This is a genomic window from Paenibacillus taihuensis, from assembly GCF_003386535.1.
GTDB classification, from domain to species: domain Bacteria; phylum Bacillota; class Bacilli; order Paenibacillales; family Paenibacillaceae; genus Paenibacillus_Z; species Paenibacillus_Z taihuensis.
Map to the genome: position 1 here is coordinate 52,640 of NZ_QTTN01000033.1, position 23,329 is coordinate 75,968.

18 protein-coding genes are annotated in these 23,329 nt (G+C 54.1%); all 18 read right to left on the bottom strand.

Features of this window, described 5'->3' with window-relative positions; genetic code table 11:
- Positions 1–317: 317 nt before the first annotated feature.
- The 18 genes from A8990_RS22740 to A8990_RS22825 all read right to left on the bottom strand — a co-directional run bounded on the left by A8990_RS22740 (position 318) and on the right by A8990_RS22825 (position 23,012).
- Entirely contained in the window at positions 318–1,886 is a 1,569-nt protein-coding gene (locus tag A8990_RS22740; protein ID WP_181909733.1) for a response regulator transcription factor, read from the bottom strand.
- A gap of 7 nt (positions 1,887–1,893) precedes the next feature.
- Positions 1,894–3,618, bottom strand: coding sequence for a sensor histidine kinase (locus A8990_RS22745; RefSeq protein ID WP_116191348.1), 1,725 nt, complete (start codon positions 3,616–3,618; stop codon positions 1,894–1,896).
- A gap of 153 nt (positions 3,619–3,771) precedes the next feature.
- Entirely contained in the window at positions 3,772–4,866 is a 1,095-nt protein-coding gene (locus A8990_RS22750) for a Ger(x)C family spore germination protein (RefSeq protein WP_116191349.1), read from the bottom strand.
- A complete protein-coding gene (locus tag A8990_RS22755) occupies positions 4,863–5,960 on the bottom strand; it encodes a GerAB/ArcD/ProY family transporter (RefSeq protein ID WP_116191350.1) in 1,098 nt (365 codons plus the stop codon). Before A8990_RS22755 ends, A8990_RS22750 begins: the two co-directional genes overlap by 4 nt.
- Complete coding sequence (locus tag A8990_RS22760; protein WP_425463925.1) at positions 5,957–7,402, bottom strand: spore germination protein; 1,446 nt, start codon at positions 7,400–7,402, stop codon at positions 5,957–5,959. The genes A8990_RS22755 and A8990_RS22760 overlap by 4 nt, the downstream gene beginning before the upstream one ends.
- Positions 7,403–7,562: 160 nt before the next feature.
- Entirely contained in the window at positions 7,563–8,579 is a 1,017-nt protein-coding gene (locus A8990_RS22765) for a LacI family DNA-binding transcriptional regulator (RefSeq protein WP_116191352.1), read from the bottom strand.
- A 120-nt stretch (positions 8,580–8,699) separates the two neighbouring features.
- Positions 8,700–9,050 carry an RbsD/FucU family protein gene (locus A8990_RS22770; protein ID WP_116191353.1) on the bottom strand — a complete coding sequence of 117 codons (351 nt, stop codon included), beginning with the start codon at positions 9,048–9,050 and terminating at the stop codon, positions 8,700–8,702.
- A gap of 64 nt (positions 9,051–9,114) precedes the next feature.
- A complete protein-coding gene (locus A8990_RS22775) occupies positions 9,115–9,480 on the bottom strand; it encodes a cupin domain-containing protein (RefSeq protein ID WP_116191354.1) in 366 nt (121 codons plus the stop codon).
- Positions 9,481–9,503: 23 nt separating this feature from the next.
- Positions 9,504–10,586: a Gfo/Idh/MocA family protein gene (locus A8990_RS22780; RefSeq protein WP_116191355.1), complete on the bottom strand. Its 1,083-nt coding sequence runs from the start codon at positions 10,584–10,586 to the stop codon at positions 9,504–9,506.
- A gap of 33 nt (positions 10,587–10,619) precedes the next feature.
- Complete coding sequence (locus A8990_RS22785) at positions 10,620–11,615, bottom strand: zinc-dependent alcohol dehydrogenase family protein (protein WP_116191356.1); 996 nt, start codon at positions 11,613–11,615, stop codon at positions 10,620–10,622.
- Between the two features lie 224 nt (positions 11,616–11,839).
- Positions 11,840–13,807 carry a glycoside hydrolase family 183 protein gene (locus A8990_RS22790; RefSeq protein WP_220376839.1) on the bottom strand — a complete coding sequence of 656 codons (1,968 nt, stop codon included), beginning with the start codon at positions 13,805–13,807 and terminating at the stop codon, positions 11,840–11,842.
- Positions 13,808–13,888: 81 nt separating this feature from the next.
- The gene (locus A8990_RS22795) at positions 13,889–16,123 is read right to left on the bottom strand and encodes a DUF6259 domain-containing protein (protein WP_116191357.1); all 2,235 of its coding nucleotides are present in this window, start codon (positions 16,121–16,123) and stop codon (positions 13,889–13,891) included.
- Positions 16,124–16,136: 13 nt separating this feature from the next.
- Complete coding sequence (locus A8990_RS22800; RefSeq protein ID WP_116191358.1) at positions 16,137–16,961, bottom strand: carbohydrate ABC transporter permease; 825 nt, start codon at positions 16,959–16,961, stop codon at positions 16,137–16,139.
- A 24-nt stretch (positions 16,962–16,985) separates the two neighbouring features.
- The gene (locus A8990_RS22805; protein WP_116191359.1) at positions 16,986–17,873 is read right to left on the bottom strand and encodes a carbohydrate ABC transporter permease; all 888 of its coding nucleotides are present in this window, start codon (positions 17,871–17,873) and stop codon (positions 16,986–16,988) included.
- An 81-nt stretch (positions 17,874–17,954) separates the two neighbouring features.
- Positions 17,955–19,427 carry an ABC transporter substrate-binding protein gene (locus A8990_RS22810; RefSeq protein ID WP_116191360.1) on the bottom strand — a complete coding sequence of 491 codons (1,473 nt, stop codon included), beginning with the start codon at positions 19,425–19,427 and terminating at the stop codon, positions 17,955–17,957.
- Positions 19,428–19,564: 137 nt separating this feature from the next.
- Complete coding sequence (locus A8990_RS22815) at positions 19,565–20,707, bottom strand: glycoside hydrolase family 183 protein (protein ID WP_245996158.1); 1,143 nt, start codon at positions 20,705–20,707, stop codon at positions 19,565–19,567.
- Complete coding sequence (locus tag A8990_RS22820; protein ID WP_116191361.1) at positions 20,704–21,813, bottom strand: glycoside hydrolase family 172 protein; 1,110 nt, start codon at positions 21,811–21,813, stop codon at positions 20,704–20,706. The genes A8990_RS22815 and A8990_RS22820 overlap by 4 nt, the downstream gene beginning before the upstream one ends.
- Positions 21,814–22,001: 188 nt before the next feature.
- Positions 22,002–23,012 (bottom strand): LacI family DNA-binding transcriptional regulator, encoded by a 1,011-nt coding sequence (locus tag A8990_RS22825; protein ID WP_116191362.1) that lies wholly within the window; start codon positions 23,010–23,012, stop codon positions 22,002–22,004.
- Positions 23,013–23,329: the final 317 nt, after the last annotated feature.

Consider the following 23,329-nt stretch of genomic DNA (forward strand, 5'->3'; position numbering starts at 1 on the left):
CTCCCTCAGCCACCATTTCACGCGTATCTAATGCTGAGAGATCCCAATTTGCTCTCTCAGCCTTCCAAACCAGCCAGTTACCTGCCACCATGATGCTGAGAGATCCTAATTTACTCTCTCACCCACCATTTCACGCGTATCTAATGCGGAGAGATCCCAGTTTGCTCTCTCAGCTTCCAAACCAGCCAGTTACCCGCCACCATGATGCTGAGAGATCCCAATTTGCTCTCTCACCCACCATTTCACGCGTTTCTGGCAACGAGAGAGCTTAATTTGCTCTCTCAGCTCCTCAAACCAGCCAGCTCCAACTCCTACTCCTACTCGCCGGCCCCGCTTCCGCCTCTAACCTGTGCCCGGTACGCGCTTGGCGAGAGGCCGACTTTCTTCTTGAACATGAAGCTGAAATGCGCCGTATCCTTGAAGCCGACCGCGTACGCCACCTCGTAGCTCTTCAAGTCCTCGCGCAGCAACTTGTTCTTCGCCGCCTCGATGCGGTAATCCCACAGCATGTCCGTGAAATTGTATCCGGTCTCCTTCTTGATGAGCCGGCTGAGATAGGAGTAGTTCACGTTCAGCTTCTGCGCGACCGATTGCAGCGTCAGATCCTCTGTGAACCGCTCGCGGATCAGCTTCCGCACGCCTGCGATGACTTGCAGCGGCGAGTCCTGCAGCTCCTGACGCATGAGCTCCTGGTACGCAATGAGCTGCTTCTCCAGCTCCTTCATAATGTCGGTCAGCAGCACCGCATGGATCAGCTTCTCGCGGATATCGACGCTCATGCCGTGCGACGGCTTGATGCCGAAGTCCGCCAGCGCCGCTTCCGCCTTCTCGATGACGCCGAGCGCGTAGTGCTGCATATCCTTCTTGCTCGCGCCGACTGAGAGCATGCTGCGGTACGAGTCCTTGAGCAGAGCCCGAATGGGCTCGTGGTCTGCCTGACGCAGCGCATCGGCGATCTGGCCGAGCGAGGCATCCGTTTGCTTCTCCTTCTCGGACAGGAACGATTCCAGCGCATCGTAAGCGACGACCGAATTCTTGCCGAGCAGCATCCGGTACTCCATACATTTCTTCACCTGCCCGAGCGCCTCCGGCAGCTGGCAGTACGAGCTGAAGCTTTGGCTGATGCCGACAGACAGCGACAGCTCGCGCGCAATTTTAACGCCGCCTTCGGCGGCGAGCTCCTTGGCGAACGCCAGCAGCTGCTCGCGCCCAGCGGCTGCAGCGCCTTCACGCAGCGGCACGAACAAATAAATGCCGCTGGCGGACGACGCCGTCCGCCCCTGCAGGCCGCTCCGGGCTGCGGCCGCTTCGATCTGTCCGCGTGCATGCGCCGCCGCGAACGGGAAGTGCTCGCCCTCGGCTGCGCGCGGGGCATCGAGCTCCGCGTACAGCAGCGCGAAGCTGCCGTCGCGCAGTCCTTGCGCCTGCAGCCACTCCTGCTTGTACGCGCTGCTCTGCCTCTCGTTCGCCAGCAGCTCAAAGAACTGATCATGCTCGCGCCAACCTGCGAGCAGCGGCTCATGCACCCGGAGCGTCGCAACGGTGCGCGTCAGCTCCTCCGGCAGAAACGGCTTCGTCAGGAAGTCCGACACGCCGAGCTTCACCGCCTGCCGCGCATAATCGAACTCATGATAGGCCGTCAGGAAGATAATCGGCATATCCGAATGCCGCTGCCGCACCCGCTCCGCAAACGTCAGGCCGTCCATCACCGGCATGCGAATATCGGTAATAATAACGTCCGGCAGCGCTCCCTGCTGCAGCAAACCAAGCGCATCCTCGCCATTCGCCGCCGTCCATGCCACCTCGCAGCCGATTTCCCGCCAACCGCTCATCGAGGCGAGAAACTCGCGAATTTCGCGTTCATCATCTACAATCATCAGGCGCATGCGTTGTTCAGCCTCCCTCATTCTCTTGAAAGATCTGTATCGGCATAAGTACTTTCGTAATGGTCGTAAATTCGCGGTGACTGAGGGTGACTCCGTACGTGTTGCCGTAATGAAGCCGCAGTCTGGCATTCGCATTCTCAAGCCCGCTTCCAAGCCCCTTCGAATGGCGATAGCCACTCGCTTGCCCTGCTGCCGTCTCATGCAAGGAGCTTCCTGCGAGCGAGCTATTCTCGATCTCGATGACGAGCTCGTACTGCTCTTCCTTTACCGTAATGGCGATGCTTCCGCCTTCCGGCAGACTATCGATGCCATGTACGACCGCATTCTCGACAAGCGGCTGCAGCAGCAGCTTCGGCACCGCGATTTGGCGGTACATATCCGGCAGGTCAATCGTATAGGACAGCCGATCGCCGTAACGATAGCGGTGAATCTCGAGGTATTTGCGGACGAATTCCATCTCTGTTGCCAAAGCGACAAACGCGTTGCCAGGGGTAATCGAGAAACGGAATATTCCTGATAAGTGCTGCACCATCTGCGGAATATGCTTTGCCTTCTCCGGCGTGTGCGACATGATGCTGATATACTCCATCGTGTTATAGAGGAAATGAGGATTAATGTACATGCGGATTGCTTTCAACTCGGCTTCGCGAATCATAAGCTCGTTCTTGTAGTTCGTCTCGATGAGGTGGCTCGTCCGGGCGACGAGGCTGTTGAAGCTGTTGCAGAGCATCGCGACTTCGTCCTTCGACGTAATGCCGCTTATGAGCTGATATTCCTCCCGCTCCGCTGCCCGCATAAGGCGCGTTAGCCGCTGAATGGGGATCGTAATCCGGCGCAAAATGACATACGTCACAATCGTGATCGCCAGCCAAGCGGCCAGCGTTACGCCGATGGAGAATAGTGCCTGCTTCTGCACGAGCCCGCCTGTGCCCGGGTTCGCGAACAGCACATATTGAAACTCCGAGTAGCGCGACTTCTGCCGGACGACAAGATCGCTGAGCGGACCGCGAATGTCGAGCAGATGACCGATCTGGCTGAGCTTGGATGAGGTCATGATCTGGTTGTCGGTATTCGTAATATAGAACGTGCCAGGGTTATAGTCGGCGAAGAGCTTCTGCACTTTGGCGGCATCCAGCGTGATAATGAGGCGGCCAATCTCCGAATCGACGGAGGGACGCTGGCCCTCGTCGAAGATTTTGACCACGCAGGCCATCCGCCCATCGTCGTTGAAGAACGCCCATTCCGGCATCCGGTCGAATTCGAACGGCATTTTCCAGAAGGCGTCTTTGTACAGAAGCCGCTTATCCGGGTCGGTGCTGTACAGGACATGGGTTTTATCTAGCACATAGATGGTGCCGACGAAGTCGCCGATCTTAAGCCGTGCAGTCGCAAGCTCCGACTGGAGCAGCTGGGCTACGGAACCGTTCAGCGCGTCGTTCACCTGGCCCTTCTTCGCATTGCGGAACATCGCTTGGATGAACACATTTTCGCTAATAGGGAGCATCTGGCTCTTCACGGCATACAATACTTCGTCGAACGTCTGGGCGGAACGGGACAAGCCTTGCTGTGCTTCTTCTGCGGCTTTCTTCTCAATAAGGTGGCTGGAGCGGATGTAGAAGGTGGAGCTGACGATGATTAACGGAATTAACGTCAGGAGCGAGTAAATGATGAGCATCTTATAAAACAACCTGGAGCGAATGGGATCAAGCAAATGCGTGGTCAGCCATTTCATAGAGCACGTCTCCTATTCGGTTATTAGGCTGCTTAAATAGTGAGGTTCGCCTCTATTATCTAATAAACGCCGAGATATGCAATAGTCCGTGCAAACAAAATAAGCCCGCAGCGCGTAACGCCGCAGGCTCTTCATATCCTAGTCGATAAAGTTCTAATCCAGAACGCCGGTATTCAAGATCGTCACCTTGATCTTCGGGTTGATCGTAAGCTTCGGGTAAGCCTCGCTCCAGTTCATCCCTTTGAACAGGTTCGGATGATAGGCTGCAAGCTCATGTCCCAGTTGAAAATAATCGCAGTTCGCTTTCTGCATCGTCGCAATGATTTTCTCCGCCTCCTTCGTAAGCTTCTCGCTGAGCTGCTTCTCGATTTTCTTCAGCACTGAAGTCGTATGCGTGACATAAGGCCCGCTTTCAATCAACTTGGCATCCAGCCGCAGCGAAATGTCCATTTCGCGAAGACCCTTATTATCATAGATGGCGTGATAGTCATTCTTGCTGTTCCGAATCCGAATCGTGTATTCTTCACCGTTAAACTTTCTGGTAATAGCCTGGGTTCTGCTAGGAGTTCCAGCCATTAGGCAGGACAGCAGGGTTTGTTTAATATCCAAATTCATGCCCGTGTACTTCCCGTCATGAAACAAGGCGACTCCCGCAAGCCGAGCTCCTTCCTGATCCGGCACAAATCGATTAAGCGCAAAATCGCTGATATAATCCGTTCCCCCAAGGATATAGCGAAGCAGCTTATTCGTCGGGATGTCCCCCCGCTCCCTCTCACTGGCTAATATGCCGGTCAGGAAATCCGAAGTCGTCTGGTCCTTGATCCTCTTCTTGGACAATAGCTGCGAGAGATCGCCGTCGTAAACCGCAAGGCTGGCATACAGCGGGTTGGATACGAACTGGCCCACGGAATCCAAATATTTCAGCGGCTCATCTTTCGCAAAGCGTGTGCCTATCAGATACAGCCTTGTTTCCTGAACCGTTAATGATCCGGGTATCGAGCTATTGGCCACAAGCACCGAAGCGTACAAGCTGTCACCTGGTTGTTCTATATAAACGCTGGACGGTTTGCCACCGCCTTGACTCGCCTCCCTGAGCGAGGAGATGACATAGCCTACCTTGAGCTTCTTGCTGTCACCCACATAATCGATGCCGACAATATCGACAAACAGCTGGTCCTTGAGCCTAAGCTGATCCCAGCAGCCTGTAAGCAGCAGACACATCATCAGCGCTGCAAATCCTCTCTTCACGCCCTGTTCCTCCCTGCGCCGCGAAGCCCGGAAATGATAAGCAGGACGGCTGGCACAGCAATGATCATAAAGACTGAGCCAATATCCTGCAGGTCAGAGAAATTTATAATCGTACTCCGTTTCTTGAAGAAAAGGCTGCCGATGAAGGCTAAACCGACCATCGCCCAGACCCATATCTGATGCTTGCCTAATCCTTTGCTGCGAAGATGTACGAAGGCTTTGGCCGACAAGAAGAAATAGATATAGGCGGTGTCCGAAACGATAAAAACATAGAAGATCAAAAACATGACGTCCAAACTCTGGAGCACCTCAAGCTGATAATATTTCAGGATGAAAACAATAGGCTCCGGAATATGTTTTAGCTGCTTCAAGCTAAACATCGTCGAGCAAATCAGGCAGCTTAGGACATAGTAGAGGATCGCAGTCATGTTAGCGAACGTCATAATAAGAAGCAGCCTATTCTTGCTCTTGGCCTTTACATAAGGAAAGGCGTACAGCAGCAAATCATAGCCCACATATCCGCTGAAAGCGTAATAGATCCCCTTCACGACTGGATTCCAGCCGCCCGACAGAACGGGCAGCAAATTTTTCACATCGGGCCCGTACAGCCAACAGCCGGCAATCAGAAGAATAGCGATAACGGAAAGGATTAGGTAGGATTGTGCGATATACGCAATCCTCCTCAGCGATAATGACGCCGCATAACCGCATGCGATGAAGATCATCAGAGTAATAATCCAACCCGGCGTATATACGAACAGCCACCGATTCAGCACATCGGTATAATTCAGGATCAGCATAAGCCCGGAAATCGCGTAATAGCAGCCGTACATGAGATTGACGAACGCTCCCACTGGTCTCCCGACAATTTGAGGGACATAAGCAAAGCAATTCCGCGACGGATATCGGCTGCCAAGCCACCAGATGAGCATAATTCCAGCTTGCGCGCACAGCCCGCTGAGGAATACGGAGAGCCACATGTCATGTCCGGCTATATCGGCTTCAACGTGCGGCAATGACATCACCTCGAGGCCTAGCTGCGTCATAAAGATGAGCACGAACAGTTGTCTGCCTGTGATTGCGTCTTCCTTCATCGTTTCCATCCCCTTGGATTCCGCATCCTCGTTCTGTTGCTTGGCGCCGTTGCTTTCGGCCGCTTAGTCAAGGACCACGTCGGAGCGCGGAATAGCGTATCCTTGGCATCGCTTAGAGAGAAAGGCGGCTTATAATAAGACAGCCCGAGCGTATTGATTGAGCATAGATGGGTGCAAATTATCATGAAGAAGAATGCAAGACCGAACAAGCCGAATACTGCGGAGATCAGAAGCGCTGGATAACTTAACAACCGTGCGGCGCCGCTCATCTCGTATGAAGGCATGACAAAAGAGGCTAGACCCGTTAGTGCAGCGGTAATCACCATCGTATTGGAAACGAGGTTCGATTGGACAACAACAGTACCAACGACGATACCGCCAACGACGCCGATCGTTTGGCCGACGGGGCTTGCCAGCCGGATCGTCGCTTCCCGTAAAATTTCAAGCAGGAGCATCATCGACAATGCCTCGACAAACGGCGGGAACGTCACATATTTGAGCGAGCTTTGGAGCGTATTGACAAAATTGATCGGCAGCATCTGCGGGTTAAAGCTTGAAACCGTGACATACAAGGCTGGAAGGCCCATGGCAATAAAAAAGCAGCAAAGGCGCAAAACCCGAAAGATCGAGCCGAGCAGCCAGCCATTCTGATAATCATCCTCGCTTTGAAAGAATGACCAGAACGAGACCGGCAATATAACGACATCCGGAGAACCGGCCGTTGCCACGACCACTTTGCCTTCCATTAGATTGGCACGTGCACGATCAGGTCGTTCTGTGGTGAGCGTCTGTGGGAAGAAAGCGTACTTATTCTCTTTAATCAGCTCATCGATTTCTCCGGGCGCGTCAATATAATCGATATCGATGCTGCGCAAGCGTCGGTCCACCTCCTCGACGCTTGCCATATCCGCAATCGTCTTGATGTACATCATGGCAACCTTGGTCTGCGAAAGCCGCCCGATCGTGTATGTTTTGACAACAAAGTCCGTTGAGTTGATCAGCTTTCGCATCAAATTGAGATTCGTATCCAGATTTTCAATGAACGCTTCATTCGCACCGCGCAGCACTCGCTCGTTGGTCGGAATGTTGATGGAGCGCTCCTTCTTCACATCTGTGCCCAGGAGGTGCAGCTTCGCCTCTCCGCTGCGCTGCAGCACGGTTTTGCCATACATTATCGCATGTACAGCTTCTTGGAAGCTTGCGGTTTCCGTGTAGTCGAGAATCGAGACGACGTCATGGACAGGGTCGTGAGGACGGGACAGCAGCGGCTTCAAGACGTAGTTCTGAACGAGCTCGGAATCAATTAACGTGTCAAAATAAAACAGCCGATACTCCGTTCCGTCGAGATTTAGCGGCTTCACCCGGAAGTCGCTCTGATCCGCGAACTGTTCCTGGAAGTACCGCTCCGTCTCTTTCAACGATGTGCTCAGTTTCACACGCATCCCCTCCTTCGTTAAAGATGGCCTTATTTTACCCGTCCATTGGTAAAAGTATGTAATAAAGGCAGCGACCTGTTGTGGTCACTGCCTTTTATGGTCACTGTTCTCCAGCGCTAACGGAGCCAGAAGTCGCTATTCAGCCGACATTTTCAAATGCTAACAGTCATCCCGGCTTGATGCTCGAATTCCGAACGACCAGCCTAGGTATCAGCTTGTTCTCTTCCTCATCCCTCGGATTCCCTAACAGCCGATCCATCAGCACCTGTGCCGATCTTCTGCCGATTTCCTCCTGGACGAGTGATACCGAAGTCAGCTTCGGATAGACGCGGGATGCGATGTCCAGGTTATCCATGCCGACGATAGCGATATCTTCGGGGATGCGAAGCGCCGCCTCCTCGCATGCTTTCATGACGCCGATCGCCATCAGATCGTTCGACGCGACGATCGCTTCGGGCAGCTCCGGCCGCCCTAGCATGGCTTTTGCCGTCAAGTACCCGCCGTTCTCCGTATAATCGGACTCCGCCACGAAGCTCGAAATAACAGGCAGTCCTGCTTTATCCATCGCGTCCAGAAAACCTTCCAAACGCTGCTGGCCCGTCTGCTCGCTGCTGTTGCCGCCGATGTAGCCGATCCTCCGGACCCCTTGCGAGATCAGATGCTCCGTACCGATTTTGATGCCGAGGTACGTATCGGTGTACACATAATCAAACCGATCTCCGCCACCCGGCGACACGAATTTATTCGTCAACACGACCGGCGATTGCACGGAATTAATGGCGCTGATATTCTCTTCGTTGAAGTTGAAGGAGACCATGATCATGCCGTCGGCGACCTTCTCCCTCAAGTTCTGAATCGCCTTCAGCTCTTCCTTCAAGCTGTGCTTCGTATAGATGAGGATCAGCAGGTAGCCATGCTCCTCCAGCACCTGATTGATGCCATTAATCATGTCGAAGTAGAACGGATTGCAAATATCGGGAACGGCGAAAATAATTTTTCTCGTCTGCCGCAGCTTCAGGATTTGAGCCGCACTGTCCGGGGCATAGTTCATTTCTTTCGCGGCGGCCAGAATGCGGCTCTTCGTCTTTTGGCCGCAATAGCCTTTGCCGGACAACGCCCTGGACACGGTAGAGGGAGATACGCCGACCCGTTCTGCAATATGGTATATGGTATTGTTATCCATAAACTTTCATCCCCTCCCCCAAACCGGAACCGAATCAATAAAATACTCTATCAAATAAAAATATCAAATTGAACCGTTACACTGCAATGTAAAAATTCAAGTTAATTAACGATTATTCAATTAAATAATCGCTATTGATTTAAATAACTTCCCGCGCGTCGTTATCAGGCAGCTTCGGGAATGGGGCATGCGGCTCTGCTTGATACCAGAATGCCGTCGATGCTCCACCGGATCGCCCGGATCAACCTTCATCAGAGCGATGGAGTGCTCCGCGTTACGATCGAGCGGAAACAACTGCAGGATATCATCCAGCAGTTCCGGCAGCGAATGCCCATCGCAGCGGATTAACCGCTGCGCATGGCTTGCCGCAGGGAAGTTCCCGTCCGCAAGCGCCAGCTCGTCTCCATGTCCCATTTCCATCAATATTTTGATCAACTCTGGCGATATACGCTTCGAAATTCCAATCAGCATGCGATCCAAGGCCTCCTACTCTCTCTCTAGCGGACTAGCAATGCAATGAATGCAACTGCTACTGCTACTGCTCGTTCTCGCCAATCGTCTGCCGATCCGGCGACGAGTAGACGATAATCATCCGGCACGGCTCCCATGTCGTGACCGTTGCATTGTGCGGCACGCCGCGAGGGATGCGCAGCATCATGCCCGGCTCCAGATGGATCATCTCATCGCCGAGCGAATGATCGCACTCGCCCGACAGCACGAAGATATACTTCTCGCAGTTCGGGTGAATATGCCGCGGATTCGTTTTGCCCGCTTCGATATACACCATGCCGAACGTCATCTCGCAGTCCGGATCGATATTTTGACCGCAGAGCCATTGGATCTTTCCCCAGTCCATGTCGAGCACATGCTTCGCTTCTCTTAAATCCGATACCGTTGCCATCTCATAACCGCCTCTCTTCCCAGCTAGCCGTTGATCAGGCCGATTTGCCCTTCGGGCGTGCTGCGGTAGCATTCGAACAGCTTCAAGATTTCCTTCGCGTTGTCCAGCGAGCCTTTCTCCGGCGCGGTCCCCGCAAGCACGCATTCACAGAAGTAGAGCACCTCCGGCACATAGCCCAAGTAGAAAATATTCTTGTTATACAGCTGCCCCAGCGAAAACTCCGGCTCCCACACAAGCGGCGCTTCTTCATCCTTGACCAGGAAGGATGCGGATCTGCCGTAGGCTGGACGCTCGGCACGTCGGTAATAGCTCACCTTCACGCCGTTATCCACCACGACGTTAGCGCCTTCGCCGATAACTTCAAGCCGCTCTAGCGGGCCGCTGCCGGAAATGCCTGCCGTCAGGTGCAAGGTCCCGACCGCACCGGACATAAACTTGATGGACGTTACGCTGCCCCCGTTGAACGGCTCGCGCTCATACGAGGAATGGCGGATAGGTCCCATCAGATAGTTAATAATCGAAGCCGGGTGAAAAATATGGTCAAGCATCCATTTCATCCGGTTCAAGTCCCCGCGCTCCCCGAACTCGGGAAGGTCTTGCGGATACCGGACATAGATCGATGCGGGTCTTCCGAATTCAGGGCTCTCGATGATTTGCTTCGCTTTCGCGATCGCGGGGAAGAAGATTTTCTTCAGACCTGTCATGACGAACCGGTCATGCTCCCGGCTCAGCCCGGTTAAAGCATCGATTTCCTCCACGCTCGCCGCTGTCGGCTTCTCCATCCATACATGTGCGCCTGCTTTCAGTGCATCCGCCGCAAGATCGGTTGCCTGTACTCTTCCATCCGGATGATAGGCAGTGACGATGAAGACGACATCCGGCTTCTCCTCGCGAAGCATCTCCAGATGGTCGGTGTAATAGCGCGAAGCGCCAAACTGCCGTGCGTACGCGGATGCGCGGTCGCCGTCGACATCGCAGATCGCCGCCAAATCAACAGGCGCATACTGGAAGGTCGGATAGATGTTGCGGAAGGAATGCCCGCCCGCGCCGATGAAGCAGGCTTTGAGCCTTCGTTCGTACTCGAAGTTGTACTTTACGAAAGACATAGATAGGAATCCTCGCTCTCTTCGATCCGCGCATTAACGGATTTTGATTTGAACCTTGAGCAGCTCCGGATCCTTCGGCTTCGCGAGGAACGCAGGTGTTTCTTCCAGCGTGATGACCTTCGAGACGAGCGGTTCGAGCGCAATGCGGCCTTCCTTCACCCAGTCGAAAGCGGTGAGGAACGTGTAGTTGATCGCCATCGAGCCGAGAATCGTCCAATCCTTGTGGTAGATATCGAACGGGTTCACCCGGATTGAGGCATCCTTCGGCGTGACTCCGAATTGCAGATAGGTCGCCGTCTTGCCGAGGTAGGCGAACGCCTTCTCGATGACCGCCGGGATACCTGTCGCATCGACGACAACGTCAAAGGTCCGACCCGCAAGGCGCGATTGCTCGTTCACGAACACCGCTTCGGTTGCGCCGAGTGCAAGAGCCAGCTCCAGCTTGCGGCTCGATACGTCCACGACCGTCAAGCTCGAAGCGCCTAGACGTGACAAGGATTGCACCAGCTGCAGCCCCATCGCGCCCGCGCCGAAGAGCAGCACGGATTGTCCGGCTCTCATCTGCAGCCGGTTCATCGCGTGCACGACGCACGCCATCGGCTCGACGAAAGCAGCCGTCTCGAACGACATGTCGTCCGGAATCTTGACGACGTTGCGAGCAGGTACCGCTACATACTCCGCCATGCTGCCGTCTACGGTGTTGCCAAGCGCGCCCCAGTTCTCGCACTGATTGCCGCGGTTCGTCAGGCAGTAGCGGCATTTGCCGCAGAACAGCGACGGATCTGCCGTTACGCGATCGCCGATTGCGAAGCCTTCGACGCCTGCGCCAAGCTCGTGAATGACGCCGGAGAATTCATGCCCCGGAATGATCGGATACGGCGACAGAAACTCGCCTTCGAAGATATGAAAGTCTGTACCGCAGATGCCGACTTGAACGACCTCAATGACGACTTCCCCCGGCTTCGGCGCCGGGTACGGCACCTCTTTGACAACTGCCACATGCGGTTGTTCCATGACTAATGCTTTCATTAGAAATCTCCTTTCAATTAAGTTTTTGCCAACGCTCCCGAGGGGGCGGAGCCCCCTTGGAAAGCGAAGGTTTTGCCACTAAGGTTTCTGGATCACGGAGCGCAGCACCGACATTTCGAATGAGAACGACTTTGGTCAAAGACCACGGGAGTGCTCATCGAAACTGTCGGGACGGAGCGAAGCACGATCCATTAACCGCACTTGGCACATTAAACCGGAGTGCATTAATTTTTAGCTACGCTAAAGTCATCCGCTTGCAGCCAAGTATCACCGTCGGCCCATAAACCGGCGTATATCTCAACACTATGGTTGTTGCCGGAATTGAATGTCACCGTTTGCTGCGTATAGCTGCCGAGCGGGGTCGTCATATGGACCTCGTTCAGAACCGGACCGCCTCCGATCGCTCTCGCGCCGAAGTAGCCGTTATTCATGTTCGTCGAGGTTTTCACCCATCCCGTCAGCGTGTAGCTCGTATTCGGCACGACGCTGATTTCTTGCTTAACCGCGTTCCAGCCTGACGTATTTCTGACCCAGCTATTGTTCGCGCCGGAATGAGCGAAGCCGAGACCATGGTCAACGCCGGCATTGCCGTCGGCATACCATGGCGAAGTGAGGCTGTTCGTAGGCTGATTCTCGAAGCCAGCCTGACTGACCGCATTGTTGGTCTTCGTAAGGCTGACGTCGTCCATCTGAATCCACATATCCGCCGTCGCCCACAGACCGCAGTAAATTTCGGCAAAGGAATTGTTGCCCGAATTGAAATTAACGGTCAATTGCGTGTACGTGCCAAGCGAAGTGAAATGCGTCTCGCCCATGATCGGTCCGCCGCCAGGAACTCTAGCTCCGAACAAACCGTCGTTATTGTTGGCAGACGTCTTGATCCAGCCCGTCAGCGTGTAATTCGTATTCGGCTGTACGGCAATTTTCTGGATCAAAGCATTCCAGCCCGTGTTATTGCGCACGAAGCCGTTATCCTGTCCCGAGTGCGCGCTGCCGAGATTGCGGTCGATGCCGCCATTGCCCGTTGTGTACCAAGGCGCCATGACAGGCGTCGCATCCTGCGTCTCGAAGCCCGGCTCGGATACCAGGTTGTCGCCGAAGGAATCCGCATTCAGCGTCGCCTTCATGAGGAACGTGTTGTACGGCGTCCACTGCGACATCACGAAATACATGTCGCTGCTGTTCGTGCTCCACGGATGGATGAAGGCATTGTACAGACCCGGGAAGTCCGCGCCTTTGGCGAGAATCTTCTCCCCGCTCCATGGTCCGGTAAGCGAACCGGCATCCCTCATGACGACAGCCTGCCGATCCTCATTCAAGTACGTCATAATGAAACGGTTGTAGAACGTGTTATACACGACGGATAATTCACCTGCTGAGCCGACTGCGACAGGCGATGCCAAGCCGCGGTCCGCGACCCAGCCGTTGCCGTCCCAGTAGCGCCAATCGCCGATGTTCAGCATGTTGTTCTGAGGAACGCGGGATAGATAGACATTGCCGAATCGGCCGTTCGGCGTCGAGTACATGTAGACGAAGCCGCCGTCCTTCACGAACGCGCCCATCTGGAAGTTATCCGAATAGCTCGCATTGTTCATCCATTTGGCCGTCGATGACTTCGTCCAGTTCTGGCCGTTATCGTCCGAGTAAGCAAGGCCGGAGTAGTTCGTAATCCATTGACCCGCATTGCCCCAATGGCGCACGGACATGTAATGAATGTAGTGGCGCGTTCCGATCGTGACGCCTGCCGTAGGGATGACGGTCATCTCGTCGTTGTCGATCTTCTTGGAAGCCAGGAGCTCTTTGGCGTGACCCGGTGTATCCTGAATCATGGTCGAGAAGGTGAGACCGTCGGCGAGATTCGTATCCGACGACTTCGCGAGCACGTTGCTGCGCCAGCCGCTGCCTCCTCCGCCGTTGCCGGACCAGCCGGGGCCGAACGTGTCGCCGAAGAGCGCGAAGATTTCGCCGCCGCCTTTGTCCCACATGATGCCAAGGTCGGTGCCTTCCACTTGATAGTTGGAAGCGGTCTGGTTCGGATTCGGAATCGTCTCGCCGGCTGGCGTTGCTCCCGTTACCCTCGCGATCTTGACTGTTCCTGAAGGTGTAATCGCTCCGGCTGTTCCGGAGAAGCAGGTTGAGGCGACCATGACGGCTGCCCCGAGCAAGTAAAGGGCTTTCTTCTTCTGGTACATGTTTACATCCACCCTCCTATGAATAGTGAGTTAATGATGCAGACTGTACGAATCCCTCCTCGTTCCCGATTGACGCCTCGCTTAGATGAGCTCTATCATCGCGACGCATCTGGCCGGAATATGTAACTTGACCTCGCCGAGCCCGGTTACGTCTAGGTCAAGCTGTTCCGCATGCTCCCCCGGTCCATAGAATCGGACCGTCACGCTTCCTTGCACCCGCTCCGCCCCTGGCAGCTCAGGCGCTAGCTTCATATTCACTTCCTGAGCGGATTCGCTGACATTAGCGAAGAACAATCCGGTGCTCTCGTCCTTGTAGGACCACGCAGAATGAATGACCGCATCCACTTCAATTACGCCGGCATTGTTGTATTCAGGCGTGTCTTTGCCGTGATTATAATGGAACCAATCCAACTGGATTCGTGTGCTTTCGAATTCAAGCGGCCGCAGCATCCGGCCGTACGCCCAATAGTTGTTCGCTGCGCCTATGCGGAGCTTCGCATACGCTCCCAGGTAAGCGGCGCGCTGCGTGGAGAACGCATATCCGCGCGCTTCGAACGGGTAATAGTGCTCCTCGGCTGCATTTTCCAAGCCGCCCAGCGATTCCATCGGGCTGTACTCGTAGTTCAGCTCGTACAGGCCGCCCCACAGGTACGTCCGGGCTACGGTGAAGAAATACAGCTGCCCGATCTCCTCCGTGAGCTTGCCCCAGCCGTCCATACGGACTGCGCCATATTCTTGATACACATAGGCGAACATCGGAATGAGCTCCGCATCGCCGGACTTCAATAGATCCCGCAGCGGCCATAGCTCCAGCGGAGCCGCGGGTTGACCGCCCGCACGCGCCTGATAATAATCGATCAGGCCGAGCATCGTTTCGTTCATCATTTCGGTGCCCATCGGCACGTAACGGCCAGCGACTTCAGCCATTGCTGCCTTCGTATCGGCATAGTTCCGGCGGTAAGCTTCTTCAATCATTCGGCCAGCGCCAACCGGATGGCCATGTGAATCGTCCATGCAAATCTTGAGGATGTTGTTCGCGGAGATGTCGTAGTAGATCGCGTCGACATCGTTTACCCGCTGCAGCTCCGCATCGCGCCGCACATGGAAGTCATGCGCGTACGGGTGAGCCGGACATAGGAATGGGAATCGGTAAGCATCGATGCTCTTCTTGTTGTCGGGGAATTTCTGTGCAGCAGCCTTGCCTAACTCGCCGTCTGCACCTTCGAAGTGATAGAGATAGTCGAACTCGAATGGCGCATATTTATCGCCAATCTCCTTCATATAAGCGAGATTCGCTTCATTGAAGCATGTCGGGAACCAGTCGTCGAAACCGCCGGGAACACCCTTATAGAACGTCTGCGGCGCATTCGTCCAGTCCGGTCCAAGCACATGAAACATAGGCGTTCCGATGGTTTCATGATAAGCCGCAAGCCAAGCCGTGCGGTCGGAGCCTGCATTGATGCCGAACGTCGAGACACCCATCTCCTTGTGCAGCCATTCATATGCAGCCGCTTCAGGACGATCGGCAAGCTTGCCTCCAGCACACCAAAGCTGCTTCTCCGCCCAACCTTTATACAGGTCCGCTGCTTCGTACCAATCGCGGCCTTCCGTCGGCTCGATCCGAATCGGATAAGGAGGATAGATTCCTTTACCCGGACCCATGTCGAGACAGCCGTGAATGAAGGACGCTTCAAGCAAGCCGTTGTCATTCTTATAGAAGTTCAGCCATTTCGGATGCGCGTCCCCGTCTACAGCCGTAAAGTACAAGCCGCCTTGATTCAAGCCATAGTAAGTAAAGAACTGCATGGAAGCGCCGGAGAAGCTTTCCGGATACGGCATATACCGCAGCCCCTTGCCCCCGGCTTCAAAATGCTTCATCGGGTTATGTACCTTCACACCCGTTGCGAACGAGTGCGCCACATAATCGTTCAGGCCGTCTTCGGTGATCGCCTTGAAATCGGGTAGAATCGGATACTCCAAGCTGAGCAGCCGCACCGTGGACCCATTGTCTGCCGAACAGCGAAACGCAGGTCCGCCGGCTCCTTCCGCTAGCGTAATCTCGGCGCGTACCGAAACCCCGCTCTCCGTCTGCCATGAGAGGTAAGCGAGCTGGCCGCCAGCCTCGGATTGCTCCAAAGAGAAGCTGAACGAGGCGAAATTCCCGCTCGCGCCTTCGTCCGTCTCGAGCCGGAAAGCATCGTTGCCGCCTTCGCCGGCTATATAGTCGATCCCGAGAACCGTGTCGCGCAGAGCGCGAACCGCTCCGGTTTCCTCGCTCAGCTCCAGGCGTATTCTCTCGTTTTCAAGTACGATCATGCGAAAGACCCTCCTATTTCAAACCGGATATTTTGATACCCGAAATGATATACTTCTGGAAAATCAGGAACAGCACAATGGTCGGCAGCGCGGACAGCGTCGAGCCGGCCATCAGCATGCCCATCTCCGAGGTGCGCTCGGAACGGAATGTTGCGAGGTACTGCATAATTTGGTACAGATCCGGATTCGTAATCGTCATCGTCGGCCAGACGAACGAGTTCCAGTAACCGAGATACGAGCCGATCCCTACAATAACGAACACCGGGTACGACATCGGCAGAAATATGCTGGTGAAAATACGAATTCTGCCTGCTCCGTCAATCAGCGCCGCTTCTTCAAGCGCGAGCGGAATGTTCAGATAGAACTGGCGAATGAAGAACATCGCGCCTGCAGAAGCAATGCCCGGCAGGATGAGTACCCCGAACGTATCGAGCATCCCGAGCTTGTTCACGACGATAAAGGAAGTGAGCAGAATCGCCATGCCTGGGATGAACATCGTAATGATGACATAGAGCCACATGATCGATTTAAAGCGGAATTCCAGTCTCGCGAAGACATAAGCTGCAGCCGAGTTGACCAGCAAGCTCAGCACCGCAAACACGACTGCTCCGCCGAAGGTCGTCAGCATCGCCTTCTGGAACGCGGTATCCTTCAAAATATCGACGTAGTTCGTAATGAGCCACTGCTTCGGAAAGAACCGAAACGGGGTGGACAGCACCTCGGTCTTCTCCTTGAATCCTGCGATGATGACCCAAGCAAGTGGAAACAAGGCCAGAATGGTGAAGAACGCGGCAATGGCGGTCATCACTGTTTTTTGAAGCGTTAGTTTGGCTTGCATATCCTTGACTCCTCTCCCGGCTCTTTAACCGTCGATTGCTTTCTCCGAGTTCAGCACTTTAAAAATAATGGCCGAAATACTGCCCAGCACCACAAACAGCAGCAGCGATGCAGCAATCGAGTTGCCGACCATGACGTCGTTGCGGAAGTGGTTCAGAATGTACAAGTTCGGCGTGGTCGTCTTATCCAGCGGACCGCCGCCTGTCATAACAAGCGACAGCTCATACTGCGAGATGCTCGCCGTGAAGCCGGTAACCGTTAAGTACAGGACGATATTCTTCATCAGCGGCACCGTGATGAACCACATTTTCTGCCATGTGCCTGCGCCTTCCAGATCAGCTGCTTCATAGTAGCTTTCCGGAATGTCATGCAAGCCTGCAAGCATAATTAACGTCGTTAAGCCGAAGCCCAGCCAGATTGCCGGTACGGCAATACTCGGCAGCGCCGTCTTCACGTCAGCCAGCCAAGCGCGCGGCTCGGCTCCGAACCAGCCAAGGATGTAGTTCGCGAGACCGCCCATGTAGTCATAGATAAACACGAAGATAATCGAAGCGACGATACCAGAGATAATCGTAGGAATGTAGATCGAGGTCTTCACGAAGCTTGCGCCCCGGCTCTTCATCCCTTTAATGATGTTAGCGAATAGGAACGAGATCACCATCGATGCCGGAACGACCATCAACGTGAACTTGATGCCGACCCAAACGGCGTTCAGGAACAAATCGTCCTCCAGGACGAATTTGAAATTGTCGAAGCCAACAAAAACAGAAGGCTGATAGAAGCTCCAGTTATAGAAGCTGACCTTCAGCGAGTAGATGAATGGAATGACGACGAAGATCGTCAACAGGATTACGATAGGAGCTAGAAGTAGATAGGCAACGCCATTGTCTTGCCGATAATTTTTCTTGAACATAAGCCGCTCACCGCCGCCTCAATGTTTAGGAGTAAAAGGGACCGGGGGCTTGCCCGCCGCCCCCGGAATTCTTCATTATGGTTACTGTGCTGCCGCTTGCTTCGGATTCGTGCCGGCAAGCTTCGATTTTGCAATAAAGTCGTTGATGTCCTTCTCTGCTTTCTCAAGCGCCTTCTCGGGATCTGTACCCTTCATAGCGGATTCGATCGCTGTCGATACGGCCATGGAGACATCCCATGGATAGATAGGCTCTGCTTTGGAGAATGGAATCACTTTCTCCGCGATCAGTGCACGCCATGGATCCTGCGATGCAGCCGGATCGGCTTTCATTGCTTCGTCAACCGATTTACGCGGCGAGAACTTCGAGAATTGCGCTGTTTTGAAGAAGTCGATCATGACGTTCGGGTCTCCGCCGAGCAGGTAGCTGATGAACGCTGCCGACTCTTTCGGATGCTTGGATTTGCCGTCTACGACAAGGGACCAGCCGCCGAGCGTTGCTGTTGTCGTCGATGGATCGCCGTTCTGCGAAGGCATTGGCGCTACGCCGATTTTGTCCAGCATGTTCTTAAAGTCGTTGCGGTATTGGCCGATTGCCCACGAACCGCTAATTTCCTGCGCCACTTTGCCTTGACCGAACGGAGATGCATCTGCGTAGCCTGCGAGTGCCTGCTTCGGCATAATGCCTGCTTTGTACGCGTCCGCGTAGAAGTTGATAACCGCTCTGTAGCCGTCGTTATTGATATCTGCTTTGGACCAGTCGTCCGTCAGTGCCAGGTGACCAGCCGCGCCGTATTGCAGGCCCCATGAGGACCATCCGAGATCCCCTGCGGTTTGACCTGTTGCCAGACCGAAGATGCCTTTCTGCGTCAGCTTCTTGCCGTTGTCGATCAGCTCTTGCCAAGTCGTTGGCGGCTTCTCTGGATCAAGGCCGGCTGCTGTATACAGGTCCTTCCGGTAGTACAGAACTGCCGAAGGCTCAACGAGCATCGGATACGCGTAGTACTTGTCGCCAACCGATACGAAATCTTTGATATTGTCGTAGAGATCGTCGTATTGAGCGCCGTCGATCAGATCATTCAGCGGTTGAATTTGCGAAAGCTTCGCAGCGTTCGCGATTCCGCCGTAGTTCATGGTGTAGAAGTCCGGCGCCTTGCCAGCTGCTTGAGCAGCCTTCAGCTTCTGTGCCCAAGCGTCGCCTGGCACGATTTGGAGCTTCACTTCGATTTGATCTTGGGATTTGTTGAACTCGGCAACCCACTTCTTGAACCAGTTGTCTGTCGTCTCTTCGAACTTGTTCGCCCAGAATTCAACCGTTACTTTCTCCGCAGGCGCCGCCGTATTGCCGCCGTTATTCGCAGCTGCGTTCGAGTCCGTGCTGTTGCTGCTGCTGTTATCAGCCGCTGCATTGGACGTGCTGTTATTTGTGCTGTTCGAGCTGTTGGAAGTGTTCGAGCTGTCATTGCTGCTGCCACAAGCTGTCAAAGCGATCGAGGATACTAACATAACAGAAAGCAGTGCCGTACTGATTTTCATTTTCCCCTGTTTTGGCTGCATGCTTTAAAGCCTCCCTTTTTGTGAGAAGAAACTTACTTTGCCGCTTACCGACAGCTCCGCCGTTCCTTCTTTGGACATGCTATTTAAACGCTTCATGCGCTTAAACCATATGGTAGAACTCGAATGTGAATCCGCTTTCATTTCTGCAAAGATGCCTTAAACCAGAAGACGTTGTACGGATCCCAGAGCGAGAGGGTAAAATAAATCGTCTTCCCGTCGTTCTCCGTATATCGCTCGTTCATGAACGGACCATACAATCCCGGCTGCTCGGAAGCGGTCACGAGATCGATCGGGTCGCCCCATGGCCCCCATGGCGCCAGCCCTTCCCGAATAACAACACCTTCGCCTTCCTTGAGATACGTCATCAGCCATCTGTTCAGATAGCTGTTCCATACCACGGACAGCTCGCCGACGGTGTCATCGACAACCGTCTTCGCTTCTTCCAGCTTCGTGCTCCAAATCGGTGCACCATCCGCATCCTTGCCGGCGTAGTACCGGTAATCCGCGAAATTCTCGATATTCGATTCATCCACCTTCATCAGCTGCACGCCGCCGAAACGCCCGGAAGGAATGCACCAGAAGTAGATTTCCGCATGATCTTTGTCGGTTTGAACTTTATAAGGGCTGACCTGGATGAAGTTGCTCCCGCCCGGCCACTTCAGCTGATCAAGCAGCTGCCAATTCTGACCGTTATCCGTCGACTTGGCTACGCTTGAATAGTTCGCATCCCACTTGCCGGGATCGCCCCAGTGGTTGACCGACATATAGTACAGGTACATTGCGCCGTTCGCGGCTAACCCGTAAGTCGGTATTTTGGTCATCTCGTCAAAATCGACCTTGGCCGAAGGCAGCAGCTCCGCAGCGAGACCGGTATCATCGGCAATCATGCCGTCCAGCTTAATGCCGTCCGACGGGTCCTTATCCGTCGTATAGCCGATCGTATTGGAGCGCCAGAAGCTGCCGCCTCCTCCGATCTGATCCGCAGCGCGCTCGCCGAACGTATCGCCGAAGACGAAATACGTCTTGTCTCCGGCGTTGAACATCGATCCGAGATCCGTACCGTAAACCGCGTATTGATCCGTCTTGTTCGGCGAGTCGGCGCCTGTAATTTGCGAGACTTGCTGCAGATCCGTTATCCCCTTCAGGATGAAGGACTTGCCGCCTTCATCCAGCACCTTGTTCGACTTCTCTCCTGATGTACATCCAGCCGCTGCCATCACGATGAGAAGGACGGCTGCTGCCGCGCTAAACGTTGATTTGGCTTTGGTTCGGCGCATCATGGATTCGAGTGGCCGAAGATTTTCGCCAGACTATCCGGATCGAACGGCTTCGTATCTGGCAGCGGCAATCGTTTATCGACCTTCGGCAGCGCCTGGAATGGGCGATGCGGCTCCTGCTGATACCAGTAAGCTGTCGACGAAACGTCGTCGCTGCGATGATTGTTATGTCCATGCTCGATCGTCACTTTGATGCTCTTATCGAACATGATCGGATCGAGAATGTGATAGCGGTAGGTGGAGATTTTGCCGCTCCAGTTCGGTCCGCCGCCGAGGATGATGCCGTGATAAGGCGTGCACACTTCCTGCTGCGGGCACCATGCCGTATTGAAGTAGTCTTCCATTCCTGTTCCGTGCAGCGTCGGCGGCCATGGTTCTCCATCGATGAAGATCATGTCATCGCCTTCGCCGTACCAGTTCCACTCGCTTGTGTCGCGAAGATTATGTATGTTGAAGTTACAGCCGATATAGTGGCCTTTGCCTTCGGCTTCGAGAATGACGTAGTTGCCGTCTCCCGTCGTGTTCTTGCCGCCGAACTCGAAGTACGCATTGTCGACGCTACCATCCGGAATGCCGTCCGTCGGATTCTCTCGGTTCCACTGTGCATGGAATCTTAGTTCGTTCTCCGGCAGCTTGTCGTACTCTTCGTAATCCACGTAGAAGTAGAATTTAATCGGGTGATCCGCTTCGCTCTCGATTTGAATTCTGGCATCGATTGCATAAGGCATCCGGAAAAAGGAATTGAACGCCTTTCCGTCCTCTGGGCTCATCATCAGCGCAGCAGATGTATAATTGCGAGTAATGCCGTGGCCCATACCGAAGAAGTCACCGATCGGCGCTTCCACGCTTGGTTCTGTTTCCCCGTCCCAGAACATGCGCATCACGATCTTGCGCGGCAGGAACGCTTCTTCCACCGGCGCGTCCGGCGCCATCGTCATCCAGATGTGCGTAATCGCTCCGGCACCTTTGATATGGCAGATGTCGGTTACGTCGCCAGGCTTGATCGTAAAGAAGTCTTTGTTGCCGCCAGTACGGTCATAGCTGGATTCCCGCTTGCGTCTACCTGTTCTTACTTGGCTGAGAGAAATAAGGCTTTGATGCACGTCCATGCTGAGCACTCCTTCGTAAAATGAATAGTAGTAAAACATGGAACCGATTGCACACGAGAGTAAAGTTGAATCCATTTCCTATGTAAATAAACCAATATAAGCGCTTTCAACCTTCCAAATGTGTGCAATCGATTCCACAAGATCGCATAACTCATTATTGCTCTTCGTACAATGATGACGGAATTTGATTAGCCGAATCGATTGATCTCGTTGTAGAACAGCTCTAGCTGCGCGTTGCTTTGCGTTTCGTCCTTACGAATGCGGCGCAGCAAAATCTCTCCTGCCTTCTGCCCCATCTCGTACGGCCGCTGATCCATGTAATATAATCCCGGGTTCTTCAGCAGAGCTCCTGCCTCCACCTCGCCGAACGAGGCTACCGCGATATCATCCGGAATTCTGAGCCCGCTTCTTACGATCTCGAGCAGTACCCCTAGGCTCATCCTGTTGTTCAAGGAGACAATTGCCGTCGGTCGCTCTTCCTCGCTTAGGAATTTGCGGACAGCCCGAATGCCATCCTCGATGGAGAAGTCTTTGCCGTTGAACACGAGCGGATTCGTATCAAGTCCGAATTCCTTCATCGCCTTCAGCACGCCGGCATAACGTTCACGTCCGGTGCTTACGCGGCTAGGACCGTTGACCACGCCGATTCTGACGTGTCCTGCTTCCAGCAGCTTGCGCGTCAGTCGGCTCGCTCCGTCGATATTGTCTTCTGCGACCAGGTCCAGCTTGCTTCCCGCTTCCTTCGACTTCAGCTTCCGGTCGATGAGCACGATTGGCATGCCGGAATCGGAGAGCCTCTCCAGAATCGCATCATTATCGCCGGATGTTGCAAGTACAATCGCATCGACCCGCTTCTCCTGCATCAACTGGAGCAGCTTCTTCTCCTTCTCCGGGTTCTCGTCCGAGCTGCAGAAGATGAGCTGAAAGCCTTCTTGGCCAACTACATCCTCAACGCCTCTGGAGATGCCCATGAAATAAGGGTTGGAAATATCGGGAACGATGACGCCGATCATAAACGTTTTGTCCTGTTTCAGACTTCTGGCGATGGCACTTGGCTGGTAATTCAAGCGGTTCACGACATCCAGCACCCGGCTCTTAACCTCGTCGCTAACAAACCCGCTGTCGTTGAGAACACGAGAAACGGTTGCCGTAGAAACTTCCGCTTCCAGCGCTACTTGCTTGATCGTTGCTTTGGACAAAACATCTCACCTCGACTTGCCATCCCTGATTGAAAGCGTTTCATGTATACGATTACGTAAACGATTACATGATCATCGTAATGGATGAGCGGCATTTTCGTCAACAGTTTTTTTGGCAATTTGTGTGCGATTTTTTCAGGACTCTATTCCTAGACGAAGAGCAGTGACCTGGGGTCACTGCTCTTATTAATCTAGTCGCTCGTCAATGCCGCTCGCGGTTACGGTTAACTGCACGCTGAAGCCGCGTCTACACTGCTTGCCCGACGCCATCTCCATGCGCCGCAATGGGCCGCGACGCACCAAGCCGCGCCCCGCTC

Coding starts and splice junctions, on each gene's coding strand:
- A8990_RS22740 (WP_181909733.1), bottom strand. CDS start 1,886: ATGCGCCTGATGATTGTAGATGATGAACGCGAAATTCGCGAGTTTCTC.
- A8990_RS22745 (WP_116191348.1), bottom strand. CDS start 3,618: ATGAAATGGCTGACCACGCATTTGCTTGATCCCATTCGCTCCAGGTTG.
- A8990_RS22755 (WP_116191350.1), bottom strand. CDS start 5,960: ATGAAGGAAGACGCAATCACAGGCAGACAACTGTTCGTGCTCATCTTT.
- A8990_RS22760 (WP_425463925.1), bottom strand. CDS start 7,402: ATGCGTGTGAAACTGAGCACATCGTTGAAAGAGACGGAGCGGTACTTC.
- A8990_RS22765 (WP_116191352.1), bottom strand. CDS start 8,579: ATGGATAACAATACCATATACCATATTGCAGAACGGGTCGGCGTATCT.
- A8990_RS22770 (WP_116191353.1), bottom strand. CDS start 9,050: ATGCTGATTGGAATTTCGAAGCGTATATCGCCAGAGTTGATCAAAATA.
- A8990_RS22775 (WP_116191354.1), bottom strand. CDS start 9,480: ATGGCAACGGTATCGGATTTAAGAGAAGCGAAGCATGTGCTCGACATG.
- A8990_RS22780 (WP_116191355.1), bottom strand. CDS start 10,586: ATGTCTTTCGTAAAGTACAACTTCGAGTACGAACGAAGGCTCAAAGCC.
- A8990_RS22785 (WP_116191356.1), bottom strand. CDS start 11,615: ATGAAAGCATTAGTCATGGAACAACCGCATGTGGCAGTTGTCAAAGAG.
- A8990_RS22790 (WP_220376839.1), bottom strand. CDS start 13,807: ATGTACCAGAAGAAGAAAGCCCTTTACTTGCTCGGGGCAGCCGTCATG.
- A8990_RS22795 (WP_116191357.1), bottom strand. CDS start 16,123: ATGATCGTACTTGAAAACGAGAGAATACGCCTGGAGCTGAGCGAGGAA.
- A8990_RS22800 (WP_116191358.1), bottom strand. CDS start 16,961: ATGCAAGCCAAACTAACGCTTCAAAAAACAGTGATGACCGCCATTGCC.
- A8990_RS22805 (WP_116191359.1), bottom strand. CDS start 17,873: ATGTTCAAGAAAAATTATCGGCAAGACAATGGCGTTGCCTATCTACTT.
- A8990_RS22810 (WP_116191360.1), bottom strand. CDS start 19,427: ATGCAGCCAAAACAGGGGAAAATGAAAATCAGTACGGCACTGCTTTCT.
- A8990_RS22815 (WP_245996158.1), bottom strand. CDS start 20,707: ATGATGCGCCGAACCAAAGCCAAATCAACGTTTAGCGCGGCAGCAGCC.
- A8990_RS22820 (WP_116191361.1), bottom strand. CDS start 21,813: ATGGACGTGCATCAAAGCCTTATTTCTCTCAGCCAAGTAAGAACAGGT.